Source organism: Pedobacter sp. MC2016-05, assembly GCF_026239735.1.
GTDB lineage: Bacteria > Bacteroidota > Bacteroidia > Sphingobacteriales > Sphingobacteriaceae > Pedobacter.
In genome coordinates, this window is sequence record NZ_JAPIVT010000002.1 from 35,621 (window position 1) to 54,724 (window position 19,104).

20 protein-coding genes and 1 pseudogene are annotated in these 19,104 nt (G+C 36.4%); 11 read left to right on the forward strand and 10 right to left on the reverse strand.

Translation table 11 applies throughout. From position 1 onward, the window contains the following. Window positions 1-44 precede the first annotated feature (44 nt). Window positions 45-698 carry an ankyrin repeat domain-containing protein gene (locus OQZ33_RS03205; protein WP_265797605.1) on the forward strand — a complete coding sequence of 218 codons (654 nt, stop codon included), beginning with the start codon at window positions 45-47 and terminating at the stop codon, window positions 696-698. A gap of 126 nt (window positions 699-824) precedes the next feature. On the opposite strand, the gene OQZ33_RS03210 is transcribed toward OQZ33_RS03205, so the two are convergent. The 7 genes and pseudogenes from OQZ33_RS03210 to pyrF all read right to left on the reverse strand — a co-directional run bounded on the left by OQZ33_RS03210 (window position 825) and on the right by pyrF (window position 5,232). Beyond that, window positions 825-1,043, reverse strand: a complete 219-nt coding sequence (locus OQZ33_RS03210; protein ID WP_056849744.1) for a PspC domain-containing protein — start codon at window positions 1,041-1,043, stop codon at window positions 825-827. A 97-nt stretch (window positions 1,044-1,140) separates the two neighbouring features. After that, window positions 1,141-1,356, reverse strand: coding sequence for a hypothetical protein (locus tag OQZ33_RS03215; RefSeq protein WP_265797606.1), 216 nt, complete (start codon window positions 1,354-1,356; stop codon window positions 1,141-1,143). A 49-nt stretch (window positions 1,357-1,405) separates the two neighbouring features. Continuing rightward, window positions 1,406-2,472 (reverse strand): annotated as a pseudogene (locus tag OQZ33_RS24425) (DUF2851 family protein). Window positions 2,473-2,551: 79 nt separating this feature from the next. Beyond that, window positions 2,552-2,704: a DUF2851 family protein gene (locus OQZ33_RS24430; RefSeq protein ID WP_416338739.1), complete on the reverse strand. Its 153-nt coding sequence runs from the start codon at window positions 2,702-2,704 to the stop codon at window positions 2,552-2,554. A 179-nt stretch (window positions 2,705-2,883) separates the two neighbouring features. After that, a complete protein-coding gene (locus OQZ33_RS03230) occupies window positions 2,884-3,786 on the reverse strand; it encodes a DMT family transporter (RefSeq protein ID WP_265797608.1) in 903 nt (300 codons plus the stop codon). Between the two features lie 166 nt (window positions 3,787-3,952). Then, window positions 3,953-4,324: a GxxExxY protein gene (locus OQZ33_RS03235; protein WP_265797609.1), complete on the reverse strand. Its 372-nt coding sequence runs from the start codon at window positions 4,322-4,324 to the stop codon at window positions 3,953-3,955. Between the two features lie 77 nt (window positions 4,325-4,401). Beyond that, complete coding sequence (pyrF, locus tag OQZ33_RS03240) at window positions 4,402-5,232, reverse strand: orotidine-5'-phosphate decarboxylase (protein ID WP_265797610.1); 831 nt, start codon at window positions 5,230-5,232, stop codon at window positions 4,402-4,404. A 418-nt stretch (window positions 5,233-5,650) separates the two neighbouring features. Between pyrF and rho the strand changes: the two genes are divergently transcribed. Both rho and pssA read left to right on the forward strand, forming a co-directional pair. After that, on the forward strand, window positions 5,651-7,390 hold the full coding sequence (gene rho / locus OQZ33_RS03245; RefSeq protein ID WP_265797611.1) for a transcription termination factor Rho: 1,740 nt from the start codon (window positions 5,651-5,653) through the stop codon (window positions 7,388-7,390). Window positions 7,391-7,486: 96 nt separating this feature from the next. Then, window positions 7,487-8,188, forward strand: a complete 702-nt coding sequence (pssA, locus tag OQZ33_RS03250) for a CDP-diacylglycerol--serine O-phosphatidyltransferase (protein ID WP_265797612.1) — start codon at window positions 7,487-7,489, stop codon at window positions 8,186-8,188. Between the two features lie 157 nt (window positions 8,189-8,345). Here the strand turns inward: pssA and OQZ33_RS03255 are convergent, their stop codons facing one another. Together OQZ33_RS03255 and folK are read right to left on the reverse strand one after the other, a co-directional pair. Next, complete coding sequence (locus tag OQZ33_RS03255) at window positions 8,346-8,717, reverse strand: Hpt domain-containing protein (protein WP_265797613.1); 372 nt, start codon at window positions 8,715-8,717, stop codon at window positions 8,346-8,348. A gap of 17 nt (window positions 8,718-8,734) precedes the next feature. Continuing rightward, window positions 8,735-9,241, reverse strand: a complete 507-nt coding sequence (folK, locus tag OQZ33_RS03260; protein WP_265797614.1) for a 2-amino-4-hydroxy-6-hydroxymethyldihydropteridine diphosphokinase — start codon at window positions 9,239-9,241, stop codon at window positions 8,735-8,737. A gap of 38 nt (window positions 9,242-9,279) precedes the next feature. Here folK and sppA point away from each other — a divergent pair, with 38 nt between their 5' ends. Further along, entirely contained in the window at window positions 9,280-11,046 is a 1,767-nt protein-coding gene (gene sppA / locus OQZ33_RS03265) for a signal peptide peptidase SppA (RefSeq protein WP_265797616.1), read from the forward strand. A gap of 111 nt (window positions 11,047-11,157) precedes the next feature. On the opposite strand, the gene OQZ33_RS03270 is transcribed toward sppA, so the two are convergent. Then, entirely contained in the window at window positions 11,158-11,784 is a 627-nt protein-coding gene (locus tag OQZ33_RS03270; RefSeq protein ID WP_265797617.1) for a hypothetical protein, read from the reverse strand. An 87-nt stretch (window positions 11,785-11,871) separates the two neighbouring features. Here OQZ33_RS03270 and OQZ33_RS03275 point away from each other — a divergent pair, with 87 nt between their 5' ends. The 7 genes from OQZ33_RS03275 to murA all read left to right on the forward strand — a co-directional run bounded on the left by OQZ33_RS03275 (window position 11,872) and on the right by murA (window position 19,086). Further along, window positions 11,872-13,548: a helix-hairpin-helix domain-containing protein gene (locus OQZ33_RS03275; protein ID WP_265797618.1), complete on the forward strand. Its 1,677-nt coding sequence runs from the start codon at window positions 11,872-11,874 to the stop codon at window positions 13,546-13,548. 141 nt (window positions 13,549-13,689) lie between these two features. Then, on the forward strand, window positions 13,690-14,295 hold the full coding sequence (locus OQZ33_RS03280; RefSeq protein WP_265797620.1) for a DUF4254 domain-containing protein: 606 nt from the start codon (window positions 13,690-13,692) through the stop codon (window positions 14,293-14,295). Between the two features lie 10 nt (window positions 14,296-14,305). Then, window positions 14,306-14,818: a hypothetical protein gene (locus tag OQZ33_RS03285; protein ID WP_265797621.1), complete on the forward strand. Its 513-nt coding sequence runs from the start codon at window positions 14,306-14,308 to the stop codon at window positions 14,816-14,818. Then, window positions 14,811-15,842, forward strand: coding sequence for a glycosyltransferase family 9 protein (locus tag OQZ33_RS03290; protein WP_265797622.1), 1,032 nt, complete (start codon window positions 14,811-14,813; stop codon window positions 15,840-15,842). The genes OQZ33_RS03285 and OQZ33_RS03290 overlap by 8 nt, the downstream gene beginning before the upstream one ends. Then, window positions 15,835-16,332 (forward strand): SixA phosphatase family protein, encoded by a 498-nt coding sequence (locus OQZ33_RS03295; protein WP_265797623.1) that lies wholly within the window; start codon window positions 15,835-15,837, stop codon window positions 16,330-16,332. The genes OQZ33_RS03290 and OQZ33_RS03295 overlap by 8 nt, the downstream gene beginning before the upstream one ends. Before the next feature lie 638 nt (window positions 16,333-16,970). Then, the gene (locus OQZ33_RS03300) at window positions 16,971-17,666 is read left to right on the forward strand and encodes a DUF4290 domain-containing protein (RefSeq protein WP_265797624.1); all 696 of its coding nucleotides are present in this window, start codon (window positions 16,971-16,973) and stop codon (window positions 17,664-17,666) included. A 94-nt stretch (window positions 17,667-17,760) separates the two neighbouring features. Beyond that, window positions 17,761-19,086, forward strand: coding sequence for a UDP-N-acetylglucosamine 1-carboxyvinyltransferase (gene murA / locus OQZ33_RS03305; protein WP_265798001.1), 1,326 nt, complete (start codon window positions 17,761-17,763; stop codon window positions 19,084-19,086). The last annotated feature ends 18 nt before the right edge of the window (window positions 19,087-19,104 follow it).

Below are 19,104 nucleotides of genomic sequence, written 5' to 3' on the forward strand. Positions count from 1 at the left end.
TTTTTTGTTAATTTAAATCGATTATTTGTACTAAAATCAATAACATGAGTATATCGGAACTCGAAGAACAAATTGAAGCAGGAAATTTGGAGGCGGTAAAAAAGATTTTGATTCAAAATCCACAACTGGCAAATACGAATACTTCTCATCACATTTCTCCATTGCTACTAGCCTGTTATTATAAAAAGCAAAGCATAGCAGATATAATTGCAGAATTTTCTAATCAGCTGACTTTGTTTGAAGCTTGCGCTGTTGGCAAATTCGATATCGCTACCCTACTTATTTTCCAAAACCCTGATGATGTTAATAAATTCTCTGAAGATGGATTTACGCCATTGGGTCTAGCCTGTTACTTTGGTCATGAAGAATTAGCAAGATTTCTGGTACTCAAAGGTGCAGATGTGAACTTAGCATCTAAGAATGGATTTAATGTTTTTCCGATTCATTCCGCAGTTGCGGCTAATAACATTAACATCACGAAGATGCTTTTAGATGCCGGTGCTTATCCTAACGTTTGTCAGAAAGCTGGCTTAGCACCTTTACATACCGCAGCACAATTGGGGAACATTGAATTAATCATCGTGCTTTTAGAACATGGAGCAGAAGTAGGCTTACGCATGGAAGGGGGGAAATTGCCAGCAGATTTAGCCGCAGAAAAGGGATTTAATGAAATTGCAGAGATTTTGAGGGAGGAGTAGCCCCCTAAAGTGGCAATGAAAAGCAAGAAGTATAAGGTTGAAGATACCTGTTTTAAAATGAAGAGGTATAACTGAGGCGCATTAATCAAACACTAGAAAGGGAAAACTCTTCAGGGGTTTGGGATTCTACTCCCAAATTCTTAACCTAATCTTTTTCATGTAGGTTCTAATATCCAAAACAACCGCTGCCAGGAAATAAAACAGAATCGGAAAACCTACAGCCAGGAAAGAGGAATAAATAAAAAACAAACGTACTTTCGCCGTACTCATATTTAGTTTATTGGCCAGGTATGTAGATACGCCAAAACTTTGTTGCTCGAAATAGGTGATGATTCTTTGAAACATGGTTAGCTCATTTTATTTATTGTTTATCAATATCAAAAAAGAAAGGTGAAGTATCAGCACTAATTTAACAGTTATTTCGGTTAGACTCGGAGTTGCACTATTCTAAAATGAGCTTTTCGAAGTCTTGCCTGTTTTCATGTTTAATGAACAAAATTTGTTGTTCTTCTAAACCTGAATACTTTTTCTTCAAATCATTTTTAAATTTTTCTATATCAACATCGGCATTCAATATCACTGTCAAAGCATCAGCATTGCCTCTCACTTCGATAATTTTGTCGGGATAAAGCTCTTTAAGTTCGTGTGGAAATTCCATAATGGATAAACCAATTTATAAGGTAGAAAGTTTGGTTAAATTTAAGTAGTTATGCCTGCTTTAAAATTTTTATATCAATACCACAAGATAGACATTTTTTCTGATCGCAATATTGTTTTTTCAATTGCAAAATCCCTTGCGGTGCAAAAGCGTTATCTATTATTACACCTGCAGCGGTAAATTTTTCAGTAATTGCATTTCGCTCTGAGGGTAACCTTTCTAATAACTTAATCGCCCTGCTCACATAGAATTGTGTCCCGGTATGTTTGCCATAAGCAAATAGAAACAAAGCGACAGTGTTAAGCAAAATATTATCAATTGATGTTTTACCTATTTGAATACTTACTTCCTGCGTTTCTTTTTTAAAATGGTAGTGCGTTTTCCAAAAGTCATTTACAGGAAGGTTTTCGAACAACCCACGAAGCTCAGCAACACCACTGATCTCCATCACTCTCGAAAATAGATGATTTGCTTTTAAAATTAATGTAGCAAATTGCGCTAAACGAATGGTGGGGAAATTTTGTGGCCGCATCCGCATAAATTTCCAAACGGAAACCTCAATGGGTTGTATTTTATATTTCTTACGAATGGTGGGGAAATTTTGTGGCCGCATCCGCATAAATTTCCAAACGGAAACCTCAATGGGTTGTATTTTATATTTCTTTTGGATAAACTGGAATTCTCGTTAAGCGTTGCAGGATATTCTTCTTTAAAATTATCATTTAAAAAGCCGGCTGAACCGAACACTAAAGCCTCAATTAATAGTAAATTATCTTTATGCTTGCTTTAGATTCGCTGTGGTATCGCCTTCGCGAAGAGTTCGAAAGGTAAAGCATTTACCTTGAAACCAAAGTTTCGGGCCATGAACCGGTAGGAAATTTCATCCCAATTGCCATTTAACTCGCTGAGTGTTTCTATTACCGTATGTGTTTTCTGCTCAAATCTCTCGATTAATGTTCTTGATAAAAATGAATCGACAATTAATTTATCTACAGTTCTAATTTGAGCGATGAAGGGAAAATCAGTCAGTGTTAGAAACAGATTTTGGTACTTCTCAATTAATTCATTCGCAATGCGATTTTTTAATTCAAAGACAGGAAGAACAGACCCATCCATTCGTTTAATTTCTATATCATTCTCATAAACCACATGCAGTATTACGTTATCTAAACCGCATCGGTTTGATGATTGTGCTTTAACCAATCTGAAGCCTTGATATGAATTTCAATATTCCCTGCCAAATCGTTTCACCAAGATGTATTTTACTGTTACTAAAATCAGCACCAGCGTTCTTATTTAGAAGACCTTGATGAATGATTTTCAGATTTTCTCCATTAGCCGTTTTCAAATCATTATTGTCAAACGATCTAAATTGCCAAACATAATGAAGAAAATCCTCAGGAAAATTTATTATTGAAGATAATGAAATATTCCGTAAAGTTTTGGTTTAATTTATTCGGCGCCGTGAATATAGTTCAGTTTTCGTTTGAAGATGTCTCCACTATGGTGGAAATAACGAAAAGAATATTAAACTACTTCCGCTTTCTTCTTATAATTCGTGATAAAAACACCAGCAATAATCAAAACAGTTGCAACAATTAAATCTATACCAACATGTTCATTTAAAATTAACCATCCCAAAAATATTGCGATAACTGTATTAAAATAAGTTAGGATAGATACCTCGGATGCAGAAACCTTTTTCAATGCATAGTGATAGCAGAAATAGCCTAGCACCGAGCCAAATACTGCAAGGTAAACAGCAGCAAAGATACTTTCGGTTTTCCAGGAGCTTACCTCAGCCTTGCCAGAAAAAATCAAGGCTAAACCCAGTTGAACAATTGCAGAGAATACAAATTGATAAAAAAGATTTAAAAATATGTACTGCGGTTTTCCGCTATGTTTTTTCGAATAAATGGTACCGATTGTCCACCCTGAAACGGCGATCACTAATGACAAAATTCCATTTCTGTAGCCCGGTTCTAGCAAGTCGCTAATACCATCCCGAAAAATGAAGACGATTCCAAGGAAACCGACAAATACACCAACAAACCCTTTTAAACTCGGTTTTTGAATCCCCAGAAAAACGCATCCTAGAAAAACCAGAAGAGGCGAAGTGGCATTTATTAAAGAAGTTAATCCGCTTGGAATTGTTTTTTCGGCAACGGTGGTCATGCCATTTGCAATTACAACCATCAAAATAGAAAGCAATATTTGTCTTTTAAAACTTGTCCATCCTATCCATTTTAATTCTTTTTGTTTGATAAGGATGATTAAAATAATTAAAGATGCAATTGTTTGGCGAATGGCTGTAACATACCAGGCAGGAATACTTTCTACGGCAACGCGAATACCCAAATAGGTTGTTCCCCAAATTAAGGCAACGCCAGTTAAGGCGAGGATAAGTTTTAAATCTATTTTGGATTTCATAGTACTTAAAATGTTTTAACCACAGATGGGCACAGATAAACACAGATATATTTTGGATAGCTAAGTGTCTATCATTGCTGATTATTTTTTTGTTTCAATTATCGGTTAAAATGAATGTTTATATTTTCTACTATGAAATAAGCTAGGAAAAATAGATCTTGAAAGATTAATAGCCATTGACCATTATTTTGATTTCAACACGAGGTTTGCCGAAATTGATAATTAAGCCGCAACGTTTATTACATGCTATTAAATAGTTCATTAATTGAGCTTGATGAATTTCAGTTATTATGTTAACAGTCTTTAGCTCTACCACCACTTCGTTTTCTACAAATAAGTCAGCAAAATGATCACCTACAACCTCATCACCATAAAAAACTTTTAATGCATTTTGCTTAACTACATTTAGTCCACTTGTTCTAACCTCAATATATAATGCATTTTCATAAACCTTTTCTAAGAACCCACTTCCTAACGTATTTGAAACCGCATAAGCGAATCCAATTATTTTTTCTGTGATTTCATTTTGGCTTAACATTCACACAATATAGGAATATAATTAATGAATATTTATCCCTAAATCTGTGATTATCCTGTCTATCTGTGGTTAAAGAATTAAACTAATTCAGCAGTAATTAATATCTGTTCCATCTCAAGCTGCAGCTTCAAAGCCTCTTCTCTTGCCCTTTCTGCAAAATCTTCGCCGCTACTTGCATAAATAATTCCCCGTGAGGAATTAATTAATAATCCGCATTGCGCATTTAAACCGTATTTACAAACTTCCTGCAAATCTCCTCCTTGTGCACCAACCCCAGGAACCAAAAGAAAATGATTTGGAGCCAATTTGCGTACATCCGCAAAAGCAGAACCACGGGTTGCGCCAACAACGTACATCATTTGTTCTTCGCTTGCCCATTCTTGCGACGTCTTTAACACCTTTTCAAAAAGTCTATCCTCGCCAATTTGCTGTAATTGGAAATCGGCATGGCCAGAATTTGAGGTTAATGCTAACAGAATAACCCATTTATTTTTAAAAGTTAGAAATGGTGTAACCGAATCGCTACCCATATACGGTGCAACGGTAACCGAATCGAAACTCATTTCTGATGATTGCTCATTAAAAAAAGTTTCTGCATACATTGCAGAAGTATTACCAATATCGCCACGTTTTGCATCGGCAATAGAAAAAATATCTTGTGGGATATATTTCCAGGTTTCAATTAAAGTTTCCCAACCTTTCTTACCATAACACTCATAAAATGCAGTGTTTGGTTTATAAGCAACACACAAATCTTTTGTCGCATCAATAATCTGTTTATTGAATTCCAAAATCGGATTTTCGTATTTCAGCAAGTGTTTTGGAATTTTATCCAATGAAGAATCCAATCCGACACATAAAAATGAACGCTTTTTTTGTATCTGCTCGAAAAGTTGGTGCTTTGTCATATAAGTGCTTATCTGCTGCAAATATGAGGTTTTTTAAATTTTTTGAGCTACTAAAATATTTTCACACCTATTATTTTTATAAACATTTTAAACTTTTTCTTGCGGATTACGTTTCAAATACATACAATTGCAACATAATTCTCAACCGTTTATCTGAATATCCCAGAAAAATTTTATCAAGACTTGTTTTTTGTTACCATTTTTTAAAAGCGAAAATCGTTTTTATTCAGCTCGTAAACATTTATGAAACATTTTGAGTGTATCTATTAATCAACTCATCACAGTTTTATAGCCTTAAGAATTTATACACAAAAAACCGCTGGGCTTACGCAATCACAAGAGAAGCCTTTGCACATTTTATGACAGGAAACATCCGTTATAAACAAATGAAAAATTTCTTGAAACATATATATTTAGAATGTTTAGTAAAACAGAATTAAATGATAAGCTCACACCAGAATTACGTGAGCTTGCAAAATCTTATGGCATTGAAGGTGCCGAATCCCTTAGAAAAATTGACCTTGTTGAAGTACTGTTACACCAGCAAGAAATCATAAATGCAGCTAAAGCAGGCACAGGTGCAGATCCATACAGCGAAAGCGAACCGGTTGCAGTTGCTCCTGCTCCAAAAACTAAAGCAGCCAAAGCAGAAAAAACTCCAAAAGTTGCTGCATCAGCCACTGCTGCTCCTTCTACTCTAGAAAAACCAGAAAAACCGGTTAAAAAAAGAGCAAGATTAAGTAAAGATGAACCTGCAGCTCCAATTGAAAGAAGAAGAGATTCGGTTACTTTGTTTGATGAGCCGCAACACCAACAACAACCAGAAAGACAACCAGACAGAATTGTTGAATCGGAAGACGGTGGAAGCAAACCAATTTCTGCTTTAATTGAAGAATCGGCGGAAGTGATTCCTGCGGCTCCGAGACAAAAACAAGAGCCAAGAGAAAAGCAAGAAAAACCTCAACGTGAAGATAACCGCCAGCAGAAACAACCTGGAGGCGGTAACCACCACAAAAACGAAAACAGTTACTCTAACTTAGATTTCGATAACGTAATTACAAACGAGGGCGTTTTAGAAATTATGCCTGATGGTTACGGTTTCTTACGCTCTGCAGATTACAACTACTTAACCTCTCCTGATGATATTTATGTATCTCAATCACAAATTAAACTTTTTGGCTTAAAAACTGGCGATACCGTTAAAGGAAGTATTCGTCCGCCGAAAGAAGGCGAAAAATATTTCCCATTAGTTCGTGTAGAAACCATTAATGGTAGAATTCCTGCCGAAGTTCGTGACCGCGTACCTTTCGATTATTTAACACCCCTCTTTCCAACCGAAAAATTAAATCTTTTTACGGATAACAGCAACTACTCTACCCGTATTATGGATTTGTTTACACCAATTGGTAAAGGACAACGTGGGTTAATTGTAGCTCAACCAAAAACCGGAAAAACCAATTTATTAAAAGAGGTTGCAAATGCAATTGCTAAAAATCATCCAGAAGTTTATTTAATTATCCTTTTAATTGATGAGCGCCCGGAAGAGGTTACCGATATGGCTCGTAGCGTAAGGGCTGAGGTTATTGCCTCTACTTTCGATGAGCCAGCTGAACGACACGTAAAAATTGCCAACATTGTTTTAGAAAAATCCAAGCGTTTGGTAGAAAGCGGACACGATGTGGTTATCCTTTTAGATTCGATTACACGTTTAGCACGTGCTTACAACACCACTGCTCCTGCATCGGGTAAAATTTTATCTGGTGGTGTTGATGCTAATGCATTACATAAACCAAAACGTTTCTTTGGTGCTGCCCGGAACATCGAAAACGGAGGTTCATTAACGATTTTAGCCACTGCATTGACCGATACAGGTTCTAAAATGGACGAAGTGATCTTCGAAGAATTTAAAGGAACTGGTAACATGGAATTACAATTAGACCGTAAATTATCGAATAAACGTATCTTCCCTGCTATTGATATAACAGCTTCGAGTACTCGTAGAGATGATTTGTTGCTAGACAGAGATATTCTACAACGTGTTTGGATTTTACGTAACCACCTGGCAGATATGAATAGCCAAGAGGCGATGGAATTTGTACAAGCTCAGATAAAAGGTACAAAAAGCAATGAAGAATTTTTAATTTCGATGAACAGCTAGTAGAGTGTTAAAAGTTAAAGGTTTAAAGTTGAAAGTTTTCGAAATGCGAATCCAGCCACTTTAAACTTTTAACTTTATACTTTCAACTCAAAATAAATGAAAAGGCATATCCCTAATGCGATTACCTGTGCAAATCTGTTTTCTGGTTGTATCGGAATCGTTTTTGCTTTTAAAGGCGATTTACAAACCGCTGCCTATTTCGTCATTCTTTCGGGCATTTTCGATTTTTTTGATGGAATGGCTGCCCGATTGTTGAATGTAAAGTCGGCGATTGGAAAAGATTTGGATTCGTTGGCAGACATGGTAAGTTTTGGTTTTTTACCAGGCGTGATTATGTTTCAGCTGCTAAAAGCCAGTGATTATACTTCTGAATATTTACCCTATTTAGGTTTCTTTATTACTGTTTTTTCAGCCTTGCGATTAGCAAAATTTAATAATGATGAGCGCCAAACCGAAGATTTTATTGGCTTAAATACGCCAATGAATACGCTGTTTATCTGTTCGTTACCGTTTATTTCGATGGATTATCCTCAGGTAATTGGTTCTACGATGCTATTAGTTGCCATCACTGCAATTAGTAGTTTTCTCTTGATTAGTGAGATCAAGATTTTCTCTTTGAAGTTTAGTGATTTGAGCTGGGCAAAAAATAAATTAAAATTCATTTTTCTAATGATATCAGCAGTGCTAATTGCTGTCTTACACTTCGCCGCCCTTCCTTTTGTTTTGGTACTCTATATTAGCTTATCAATCCTACATTTTAGAGGTGCTGGCCGCAGCAATATAATAAGTTCGAAATAGTTGCAAGTAATTTTTTACTTCATCCTCATGCTGAATTTGTTTCAGCATCTCTTTCATTAAATAGCCTGAAATAAATTCAGGGGAACGCCTGCTTTAACGTAATCCTGAATAATAATTTAAAATAAAGCCAAACTTGAGCTTTTCAAAAAATCAGTTATCAGTTAGATTGAATCTCATTTTTAGCGACTTCCAATTGAGCATAGATCTCGACTAACAAGGCTTTCAAGCATTCAACATCTGCGGGAATTTGCTCCACCGCGATCTGATTTTGGGCATTGTCTTCGATAGACTGAACAAAATCTTTAACATCGCTCCGTCCCACATAGCTAAATGTTGGCTTAATTTTATGCGCACAATTGCCTACCTTATCCCAATTTTCACTTGATAAAGCATCTTCCAACTCGGCCAGATAGAAAGGCGTTTGTTCAATAAACGTGTCAAAAACTTCGATCATAAATTCTGGATTATGACCAACCATTTCTTTAAGATATGATAAATCTAAGGGATGATTATCATGATTCTCTTGCATATAACAAAGCTAGATATTTACAATTTCTTAACGTCTAATTTATCTGTAATATTTTCAAAAATATCCAAAATAGTTTTCCCCAAAATGGGATGTACAACAACTGGGGCAATTTCAGCCAGGGGCGCCATTACAAATCTTCTTTCTTGCATATGCGGATGAGGTACCTGAAGTTTATTTTTGATATCAATAACCTCATTTCCATATAGAATTAAATCAATATCAATTAAACGCTCTCCCCATTTATCTTTCCTAACTCTGCCTAAATTTTTTTCAATCTCTAGTGCCTTGTCTAAAACTTCAATAGCAGGAAAGTTAGTCTCAACGGCTACGGCTTGATTTAAAAATGAGGGTTGATCAGTTTTGCCCCATGCTGCAGTTTCATACAAAGCGGAAATTGAAACTACTGAGCCTATATTTTCTGCTATGAGTGCAATTGCTTTACGCAAATTATCTTCTCTATCACCCAAATTTCCACCCAGTAACAAATAAGCGGTTTGGTACTCTAAAGCCGTATTAAGCATCATGTATTTTTATATCTTTACGGCACAAAATTAACATTTAAATGAAAGATTTTTTCAAGTATCTATTTGCCTCAATGCTAGGATTTTTCCTATCAGCAGTTATTGTTTTCATCATCATCTTTGTAATTATCGTTGGAGCTATTTCTTCCATCGATAGTGATAAAACCGTTACTGTATCAAACAACTCGGTACTATTTTTAAACTTAGACCAACCCATTACAGAACGTACTCCAAAAAATCCGTTTGGAAATCTGCCCATTGTTGGGGGTACCGAAAAAGACGGAATTGGATTAAATGATTTGTTAAAATCTATTCAAAGGGCTAAAACTGATGACAATATTAAATGTATTTATTTGAATGTGAGCAGTCCGAATGCTGGTTTTGCCACTATGCGTGAGGTAAGAAATGCTTTAATTGATTTCAAAAAATCACATAAAAAAATTATTGCTTACAGTGAGGTTTTTACCCAAGGCGCATATTATCTGGCATCTGCTGCTGATAAAGTTTATTTAAATCCCGAAGGAGCTTTGGAATTTAAAGGTTTTAGTTCTGAACTCACATTTTTTAAAGGTACGCTGGAAAAAGTAGGCGTAGAAATGCAGGTGATTCGTGTTGGTAATTACAAAAGTGCGGTAGAACCTTTCATTTTAGATAAAATGAGTGATTATAACCGTAAACAAGTTACCGCTTATGTGGGTGGTTTGTACAATACATTTTTAACTGATATTGCTAAAAGCAGAGATATTCAAAAAGATAGTTTGTACAAAATTGCTGATGATTATAGAGTTAGAGAACCTCAGGATGCGGTTAACTTTAAAATGGTTGATGCACTAAAATATAAAGATCAAATTTTAGAAGAATTAAAGGGATTATCAGGCAGAACCAGAGGCGAAAATGTACGTACTGTGTCTATTAATGATTATGTTAAGAACAATATCGAAACGGGTTCTGGAAAGGATAAAGTTGCAGTAATCTATGCCAATGGCGAAATTAGTGGCGGCGAGGGCAACGATAACCAAATTGGTTCAGAACGCATTTCGAGAGCAATTCGTAAAGCTCGTTTAGATGATGACATTAAAGCAGTTGTAATCCGTGTAAATTCTCCGGGCGGTAGTGCATTAGCATCGGATGTGATATGGAGAGAAATCGTATTAACAAAAAAGGAAAAACCTGTTATCGCTTCATTTGGCGATGTTGCGGCATCTGGGGGGTATTACATCGGTTGTGCTGCCGATAGCATTTTTGTTCAGCCAAACACTATTACCGGATCTATTGGTGTATTTGGCCTCATTCCAAATTTTCAAAACTTGATGACCAACAAATTGGGAATTACTTTCGATGGTGTCAAAACCGGCAAATACGCTGATATTATGGCAACAAACCGCCCGATGACTGCTGGAGAAAGATTCATTATTCAAAATGAACTAAACAGAATTTATAGTGGCTTTGTAAGTCGCGTGGCAGATGGCAGAAAGAAAAGCAAAGCTTATATTGATAGCATTGGTGGTGGCCACGTTTGGATTGGAACCGACGCCGTTCAAATTGGTTTGGCTGATAGAATTGGAAGTTTCAACGACGCGATTAAGGCTGCAGCAAAAAAAGCAAAAATAAAGGAATACAAAGTGGTGGAATACCCTGATGTTGTCGATCCTTTGAAATCGTTTATGGATGAAAGTACAGACAGGATCAAGACTTACTACACCAAACAAGAGTTGGGCGATAATTATATGCTTTATCAGCAAATGAAAAAAGTTATTGCCAGTTCAGGAATTCAGGCAAGGATGCCTTTTGAAGCAGTTATAAAGTAATACTTAATGGAAAAAGTAAGAGAGATTATGGCATCGACCAACTCCGCTCTTACTTTTTCCCTTTTTCCTATTCACCTTTTCAATTCTCTATCCCCTGTTCCCTATTCCAACTTATTCAATCATTTTCCACTCCGGATGTAAAGTCAAATAAGTTCCATTAACCGATTGATTCATCGGATGAACAGTTAGAGAAATACTTTTTCCTTTCAAAAAATCAAATCCAATCCCGTCTTGCTTGGCATCGTAAACGGTCACGGTATCTTTTCGCTCATTTAAATAAGTAGAAATTCGTTCCATAGCAGGGAATTTCAATTTCGTGTGCGATTCATTTAATCCAACAGTGAAACCATCCTGGGTTTTGTACTTCGGTGAAGTAATTCTAATTTGTTTCACATCTTTCACTCGCATGGACGAATCTCGATAAGATGAATAAACAGCAATTTCACCTCTTTGTTCACCTACAGAATCTTTGCTAAACCAAATACCCCAGGCCTTGCCCATTGCCGCATCGCCAGCATCGGGTTTACCAAGCAACGCTCCTACTTTTTCCATATTCTCACCCAGAGAAATTTCACCCACTGAGCGACCTGGAACAATCAAATAGCGAGAATCGACTATGCGGCCTGGGCCCGACTCAATACTTTCGATTGAATCGGTTTTATGCTGCGAGTTTTCCGAAGATTGACAAGCTGCCATACTAATGGTCAAGCCAAGAAGGATGATTTTTGAGGATTTCATGACTCTAGAACAACACATTAATTAATTCTGTTTGAAAAAATACCGCTCCCAAAAGTTTTAACGCTTTATTTCATAATTTTACAGCTTATGGAAAACAAAACCATCGCCCGTACCTTACGCCTCTTATCGCAGTTAATGGAATTACATGAAGTAAATCCATTCAAAATAAAATCAATAGCCAATGCTTATTTTAAGGTTGATAAACTCCCTTTTGCACTTAAAGACAAACCTTTGGATGAGATCGATAAAATTGATGGTATTGGTAAAAGTTTGGCAGGAAAAATCATCGAATTATTGCAAACCGGCGAACTTAAAGAACTAAATGATATTATAGGAGAAACACCCGAAGGCGTTGTAGAAATGCTCAGTATCAAAGGGATTGGTCCAAAGAAAATTTTAATTATTTGGCGAACCTTAGGCATTGAAAGTATGGGCGAACTTTATTATGCCTGCAACGAAAACCGATTAATTGAAGCGAAAGGTTTTGGCTTAAAAACACAAGAAGAGATTAAAAATGCTATTGAGTTTAAGCTGGCAGCAAACGGTAGATTCCTTTACGCTCAAGTGGAAGGCTTTGCAAACACCGTATACGCACAAATATCCGAATGGTTAATTAAAGTTGATAACCATTCTTCCTTAGCCTTTGCGGGTCAATTTCGCCGTGCTTGCGAAATTATTGATGAGTTGGAATTTGTAATCGGTGCTGAACAGGTAGAGGAAGTACAAACCAGACTGGAGACTTTTGAACCGCTTTCGTTAATTGCTGGCGAAGATTGTTTCATTACTACAACGGAAGCTGGTTTGAGAATTAAAGTTTTTGTTGTTGATAAATCTGATTTTTATTTAGAATGGTTTAAACTGACGGGAAATACCGAACACGTTGAACAGGTTTTAAAATTGACTGGCGATGGTCCTTTTAAAAGTGAAGAGGCTATTTACAATAAAGCTGGATTAGCATTTATTGAGCCTGAACTGCGTGAAGGTTTAGATGAAATAGCATTAGCCAAAGAAAACAATCTACCCAAACTTATCACGGACGAAGACTCAAAAGGAAGTTTGCATAATCATTCTACGTGGAGCGATGGAGTTCATACGCTTGAGCAGATGGCGGTCTATTGCAAAGACACACTGAACTTAAAATATTTAGGCATCTGCGACCACTCGAAAACAGCAGTTTATGCAAAAGGGTTAAATGAGCAACGTGTTTTTGCACAACATCTCGAAATTGATGAGTTGAACAAGAAATTATCACCTTTTAAAATTTTTAAAGGGATTGAAAGTGATATACTAAGCGATGGTTCTTTGGATTATTCCGACGAAGTACTTAAAACTTTCGATTTCGTGGTGGCATCTGTGCACAGCAACCTTCGAATGGATGAATCCAAAGCGACTGCCCGGTTATTAAAAGCAATTGAAAATCCCTACACCACTATTTTGGGGCACCCAACAGGGCGTTTGTTGTTAAGCAGAGCAGGTTACTCGATTGATTATAAAAAAGTAATTGATGCCTGTGCCGCAAATAAGGTCGTTATCGAAATTAATGCAAATCCTTTACGTTTGGATTTAGATTGGCGTTGGCATCGTTATGCTTTGGAAAAAGGCGTTTTGCTGTCAGTAAACCCCGATGCTCACAGAACTGAGGGATTCCACGACATGCGTTACGGAATTTTAGTGGCCCGCAAAGGTGGATTAAGCGCCGATAAATGTCTAAATGCTTTTTCTTTAGAGGAAATAACGGAATATTTTAACGCTAAAAGAGGTTAGCCGCAGATTTGCAGATTAAATGTTGTTTCATAAATAACCACAGATAGACAGGATCAACACAGATTTTCTTTTAGGATTTAACGATTCCTCAATCTGTGTTCACCTGTGAAAATCTGTTGTAAAAAACCCTAACTTTGCCTCATGATCAGTGAAATTGCCAACCGCATCTTTAATGAAGTAATTACAGATTACCATAAGTTTGATGATATTGACCATCCGGTTGAAAATCCTTATGATGCCGAGACTTTAGAACATCTTTTCTATATTAAAAATTGGATTGACACAGCTCAGTGGCATATGGAAGATGTGGTTCGTAACCCGCAGATCGACCCTGTTGACGGTTTGAAATGGAAGAGACGTATTGATGCCCAAAACCAGGTGCGTACCGACATGGTAGAGTTTATAGATGGATATTTCTTGAATCTTTATCGCGGGATTTCGGCTTTTCCAAATGCGAAAATCAACACGGAAAGCCCGGCTTGGGCTATAGACAGGCTTTCCATTTTGGCTTTAAAAATATACCACATGCAGGAAGAAGCAGAACGAGAAAGTGCATCAGCTGAACACCGTGAGCAATGTCAAACAAAACTCAATGTTTTATTAACGCAACGCGAAGATTTATCGACAAGCATAAATGAACTATTGGCTGATATTGAGGCTGGCAAAAAATACATGAAAGTTTATAAACAAATGAAAATGTATAACGACCCTAGCCTAAATCCGGTGTTGTATAACAGTAAAGTATAACTGCGGGTATATGATTAAAAAATCATTTTTCTGGATATTTGTTTTAGTATTGCTGTTTACGAGTTGCCAAAGTGGCACCAGTTTGGAGATAGAAAAAGATGAGTATCCGGAAATACCCTGTTTCCCAAAAATAACAGGTAAGAAACTTTACTTAAAACCAATTGAAGTTGATAGTTTAAATTTAGATTCTTCCAGCTTGTCTGGTGCGTTTAAAAGCTATGATGATTCATTCATAAATCATAATGACTCAACTTTTAATACGTATTATTCTATCGTTATAGCCAAAACGAAATCTGCAACTTTTAAGGATGGTTTCCCACAAAGTGATGTCGATTCCCCTATTCGAATGCATTATTACACAATAGCTTTTGAAGGTTTAACTGCGAAAACGAAAATCGATTTTACTAAACAGCTTTGTCCTAAAATAATAAGAAAAAAACATAGCGTGTATTTTCTTTATCAACCGAGAAACGGCAAAATGCTGCAGGCTTATCAGTTATCATTTATAAGAGACAATGGTTAAAACGAGCAGAATTATCGTTTTACGTTTTTCAGCCATGGGCGATGTGGCAATGGTAGCTTCTGTTTTGAAAGAATTTTCTCAGCAAAATCCATCAGTAGAAATTATATTGGTCAGTCGTGATGCCTTTGAACCATTTTTTGATGGCATTGAAAATTTAACTTTTCATGCCATTCAACCCAAAACCATCCACAGAGGCATTTCCGGGCTGTATAAACTTTACAAGGAGCTCCGAAAATATAAACCAACAGCCATTGCAGATTTGCATGATAATTTGAGAAGCAGAGCGATTGCAACTTTTTTTCGATTAACTGGTATCAAAATTAAGCGAATTGATAAAGGCAGAGTAGAGAAAAAAGCTTTAACGCGGTCTGTTAATAAAATTTTTCAACCCTTACGACAAACTGTAGAACGTTATGCTGATGTATTCCGCGAATTAGGTTTTGAGATTAATCTGAGCCATAAGCTTAAAAAAAAGCCGGAGAAATTACCGGTAAAAGCTGAATATTTATTTAAAGATGAAACGAAAAAGAAACTGGGGATCTCCCCTTTTGCACAGCACATTTATAAGGTTTATCCGTTAGAAAAAATGGAGGTAGTGATTGCTGGCTTATCTGCTTCGGGCTATAAAATTTTTATTTTCGGCGGCGGCAGAACCGAACAGGCAACTGCTGAACAATGGGCCAAAATTTATCCAAACACGCGTAATTTAATTGGCAATTTTAACCTTACAGAAGAACTTGCAATTATTTCCAATTTGGATTTGATGCTCAGTATGGATTCGTCAGGTATGCACATGGCCTCATTGGTGGGTATTCCTGTAGTTTCTGTTTGGGGACCGACACATCCTTATGCGGGGTTTTTAGGCTATGGTCAGTTGGAAAGCGATTGTATCCAAATTGACCACCCTAATCGGCCAAATTCTATTTATGGAAACAAACCATGTATGTGTGGTGTTGAGAGCTGTATGGATTTAATAAATCCTGAAACGATTTTAAAGAAAATTAAAAAAAAACTAAATGGCTAAGCAATTATTATTGGTTCGTCACGGAAAATCAGACTGGGCAAATTTAGATTTAAAAGATTTTGATCGTCCGTTGAACAAACGTGGTAAAGAGAATACACCAGAAATGGCAGAACGCTTAATCAATAAGGGGTTCAAATTCGATTTGATGGTAAGCAGTCCGGCAAAGCGAGCTAAATCTACAGCAAAATTCTTTGCTGAAGCTTATCAAATTGATGATATTCAATACGAAGAAGAGATTTACGAGGCAAATACAGCTACACTTTTGAAAGTTGTAAACGGTTTGAATGATGAGGCAGATACCGTTATTATGTTTGGTCATAACCCTGGGTTTACTGATTTAGCGAATGAATTAAGCGGTGCTGATATTGCCAATATCCCAACAGCAGGAATGGTGTTAATATCTTTTCCTTTCAATTCATGGAAGATGCTGAGCAGAGGAACGGGGGATTTGGTGTTTTTTGATTATCCAAAGAATACGGATGAAGTGTAGTTTTTTGCCACGGAAACACGGAAGACACGGAAAATCGAGAAGTCGTTCTTCCGACCTAAGCGGAGAATCTTTGTAATTTAAAGTATAGATTTTCGCCATAGATGTAATTAAAAATATTGTAGTATGAGCGAGAGTTTTATTGATTTGATTGGTAAAGTTTTTTGGTATTTGATTTTTTTAACTCCTATAATTACGCTACCAGTAACTTTTAGATTAAATAGATTAAAAAATGTTGATAAAATTTATGAAATCATTATTGGAATCACTCTAGCCTTTATTCTGTCATTCTTCTTTTATATTTTCAGTATACTAATAATTTTTAGAAACGGCGTGGGACCGAGCTAAATTTTTTATCCTAAAAGCACAATACTTTGTTAAATAAACCTGATTGCAATGAGAAGCCACAATTTTTTATTGGGCTTGTAATGTAAAGCAGGGCTGAAAACCTAAAAGAACCACAACCCTTCATTTACAAATAAAATCTAAAATCGTAACCCTAAAATCGTAATTTTAATTATCTTTGAACTATAAATAACGAAAGTCCGGCAATAGACATTTCGGTGAATTCATAACCTCATCTCCTCTGGTTATTTCATAATTCGTATCGCCGGAAGATTTATCCATTAAATTATCTGTACATGAATTTTGATTATAATACTACGCGTAGCCATTTGATTTTATCAGAATATGGCCGTAACGTTCAGAATATGGTGAAGTATATTTGCGAATTACCAACTATTGAAGAACGTAATAAATATGCCCAGGCGGTTATCGACCTGATGGGATTTTTGCAACCGCACTTACGTGATGTTGCCGATTTTAAACATAAACTTTGGGATCACTTGCACATTATTTCTGGCTATCAGATTGATGTAGAAAGCCCTTATCCAAAACCTTTACCGGAAAATGCTTTTAAAAAACCAGAGCCACTTCCTTATCCTCAGCAGCGGATTACCTACAAACATTACGGTAAAACGGTTGAGAATTTGATTGAAAAAGCTATGCGGGAGGAAAATCCGGAGCATAAAAAAGCTATGGTGCAGGGAATCGCGAACTTTATGAAAATGGCTTACGTTACCTGGAACAAGGATAATGTAAGTGATGACACGATAATCAAAGATTTGAAATATCTTTCTGGCGGATTATTATCTCTTGATGAGGGTGTGAACTTGGCTAAAGTTGAGTTTAGAGCTCAGAATCCTCGTCAAAATACTAATAATAATAACCGCGGAAGAACGAATAACAACAATAATAATAATAACGGAAAGAATCGTCAAAACAATAACAACAATAATAATCGCGGACGAAACAATAATAATAAACCTAAATACTAATAACTACAGCGTCATTCTGAACTTGATTCAGAATCATTGACATAGATGCTGAAATAAATTCAGCATGACGAATGGGTTAGCAAAAGAAAAATATATGAATGCATTTGAGATAACAGGCGGAATTAAATTAAAAGGCGAAATCACTCCTCAAGGTGCCAAAAACGAGGCCTTACAGATTCTATCTGCAGTTTTACTTACACAAGAGAAAGTAACCATCAGCAATATTCCTGATATTAAAGATGTAAATAAACTGATTGAACTTTTGGGCGATTTGGGTGTCGCTGTTGAGCGCATCGACAAAGATACTTATACCTTCGAAGCAAAAGACATTAATTTAAATTTCTTTGAATCAGACACTTTTAAAGCTAAGGGTGGTGGTTTACGTGGTTCAATTATGATTGTTGGTCCGTTGTTGGCACGTTTTGGTAAAGCTGCAATTCCTAAACCTGGTGGCGATAAAATCGGTAGAAGAAGATTGGATACGCACTTTATCGGTTTCGAAAAGTTGGGTGCAAAATTCATTTATGATAGTAAAAAAGCTTTCTTCAATGTTGATGCTACTGATTTAAAAGGTGCTTATATCCTGTTAGATGAGGCTTCGGTTACCGGAACAGCTAATATTGTAATGGCTGCCGTTTTGGCTAAAGGCACCACAACGATTTACAATGCTGCATGCGAACCTTATCTACAGCAGCTTTGTAAAATGCTAAACCGCATGGGTGCAAAAATCTCTGGTATTGGTTCGAATTTGTTAACCATTGAGGGTGTTAAGGTTCTAGGTGGAACAGAACACAGAATGTTACCTGACATGATTGAGATTGGCTCTTTCATCGGCATGGCAGCAATGACTGAATCTGAAATCACTATTAAAAACGTTTGTTATGATGAGCTGGGCGTAATACCTGAAGTATTTAAGAAACTGGGTATTAAATTAGAACGCAGAGGTGATGATATTTATGTGCCATCGCAAAAGCATTATGAAATTGATACCTTTATAGATGGTTCGATTTTAACGATTGCTGATTCTCCTTGGCCAGGATTCACTCCTGATTTATTGAGTATCGTTTTGGTTGTGGCTACACAAGCAAAAGGAAACGTTTTAATTCACCAAAAAATGTTTGAAAGTCGTTTATTCTTTGTGGATAAATTGATTGACATGGGCGCTCAAATTATTCTTTGTGATCCACACCGTGCTACTGTTAACGGTATTGATAAAAAATACAAACTTCGGGGTATCAGCATGACCTCTCCAGATATTAGAGCAGGAGTTTCGTTGTTAATCGCCGCCCTTTCTGCTGAAGGTAAATCAACTATTTACAACATTGAGCAAATTGAGCGTGGTTACCAGGATATTGATACGCGTTTAAGAGCTTTAGGTGCGCAGATTAAGCGTGTAAACGCTGATGCGCCAAGCCATTAAAGATTTTTAGAGTTCAAA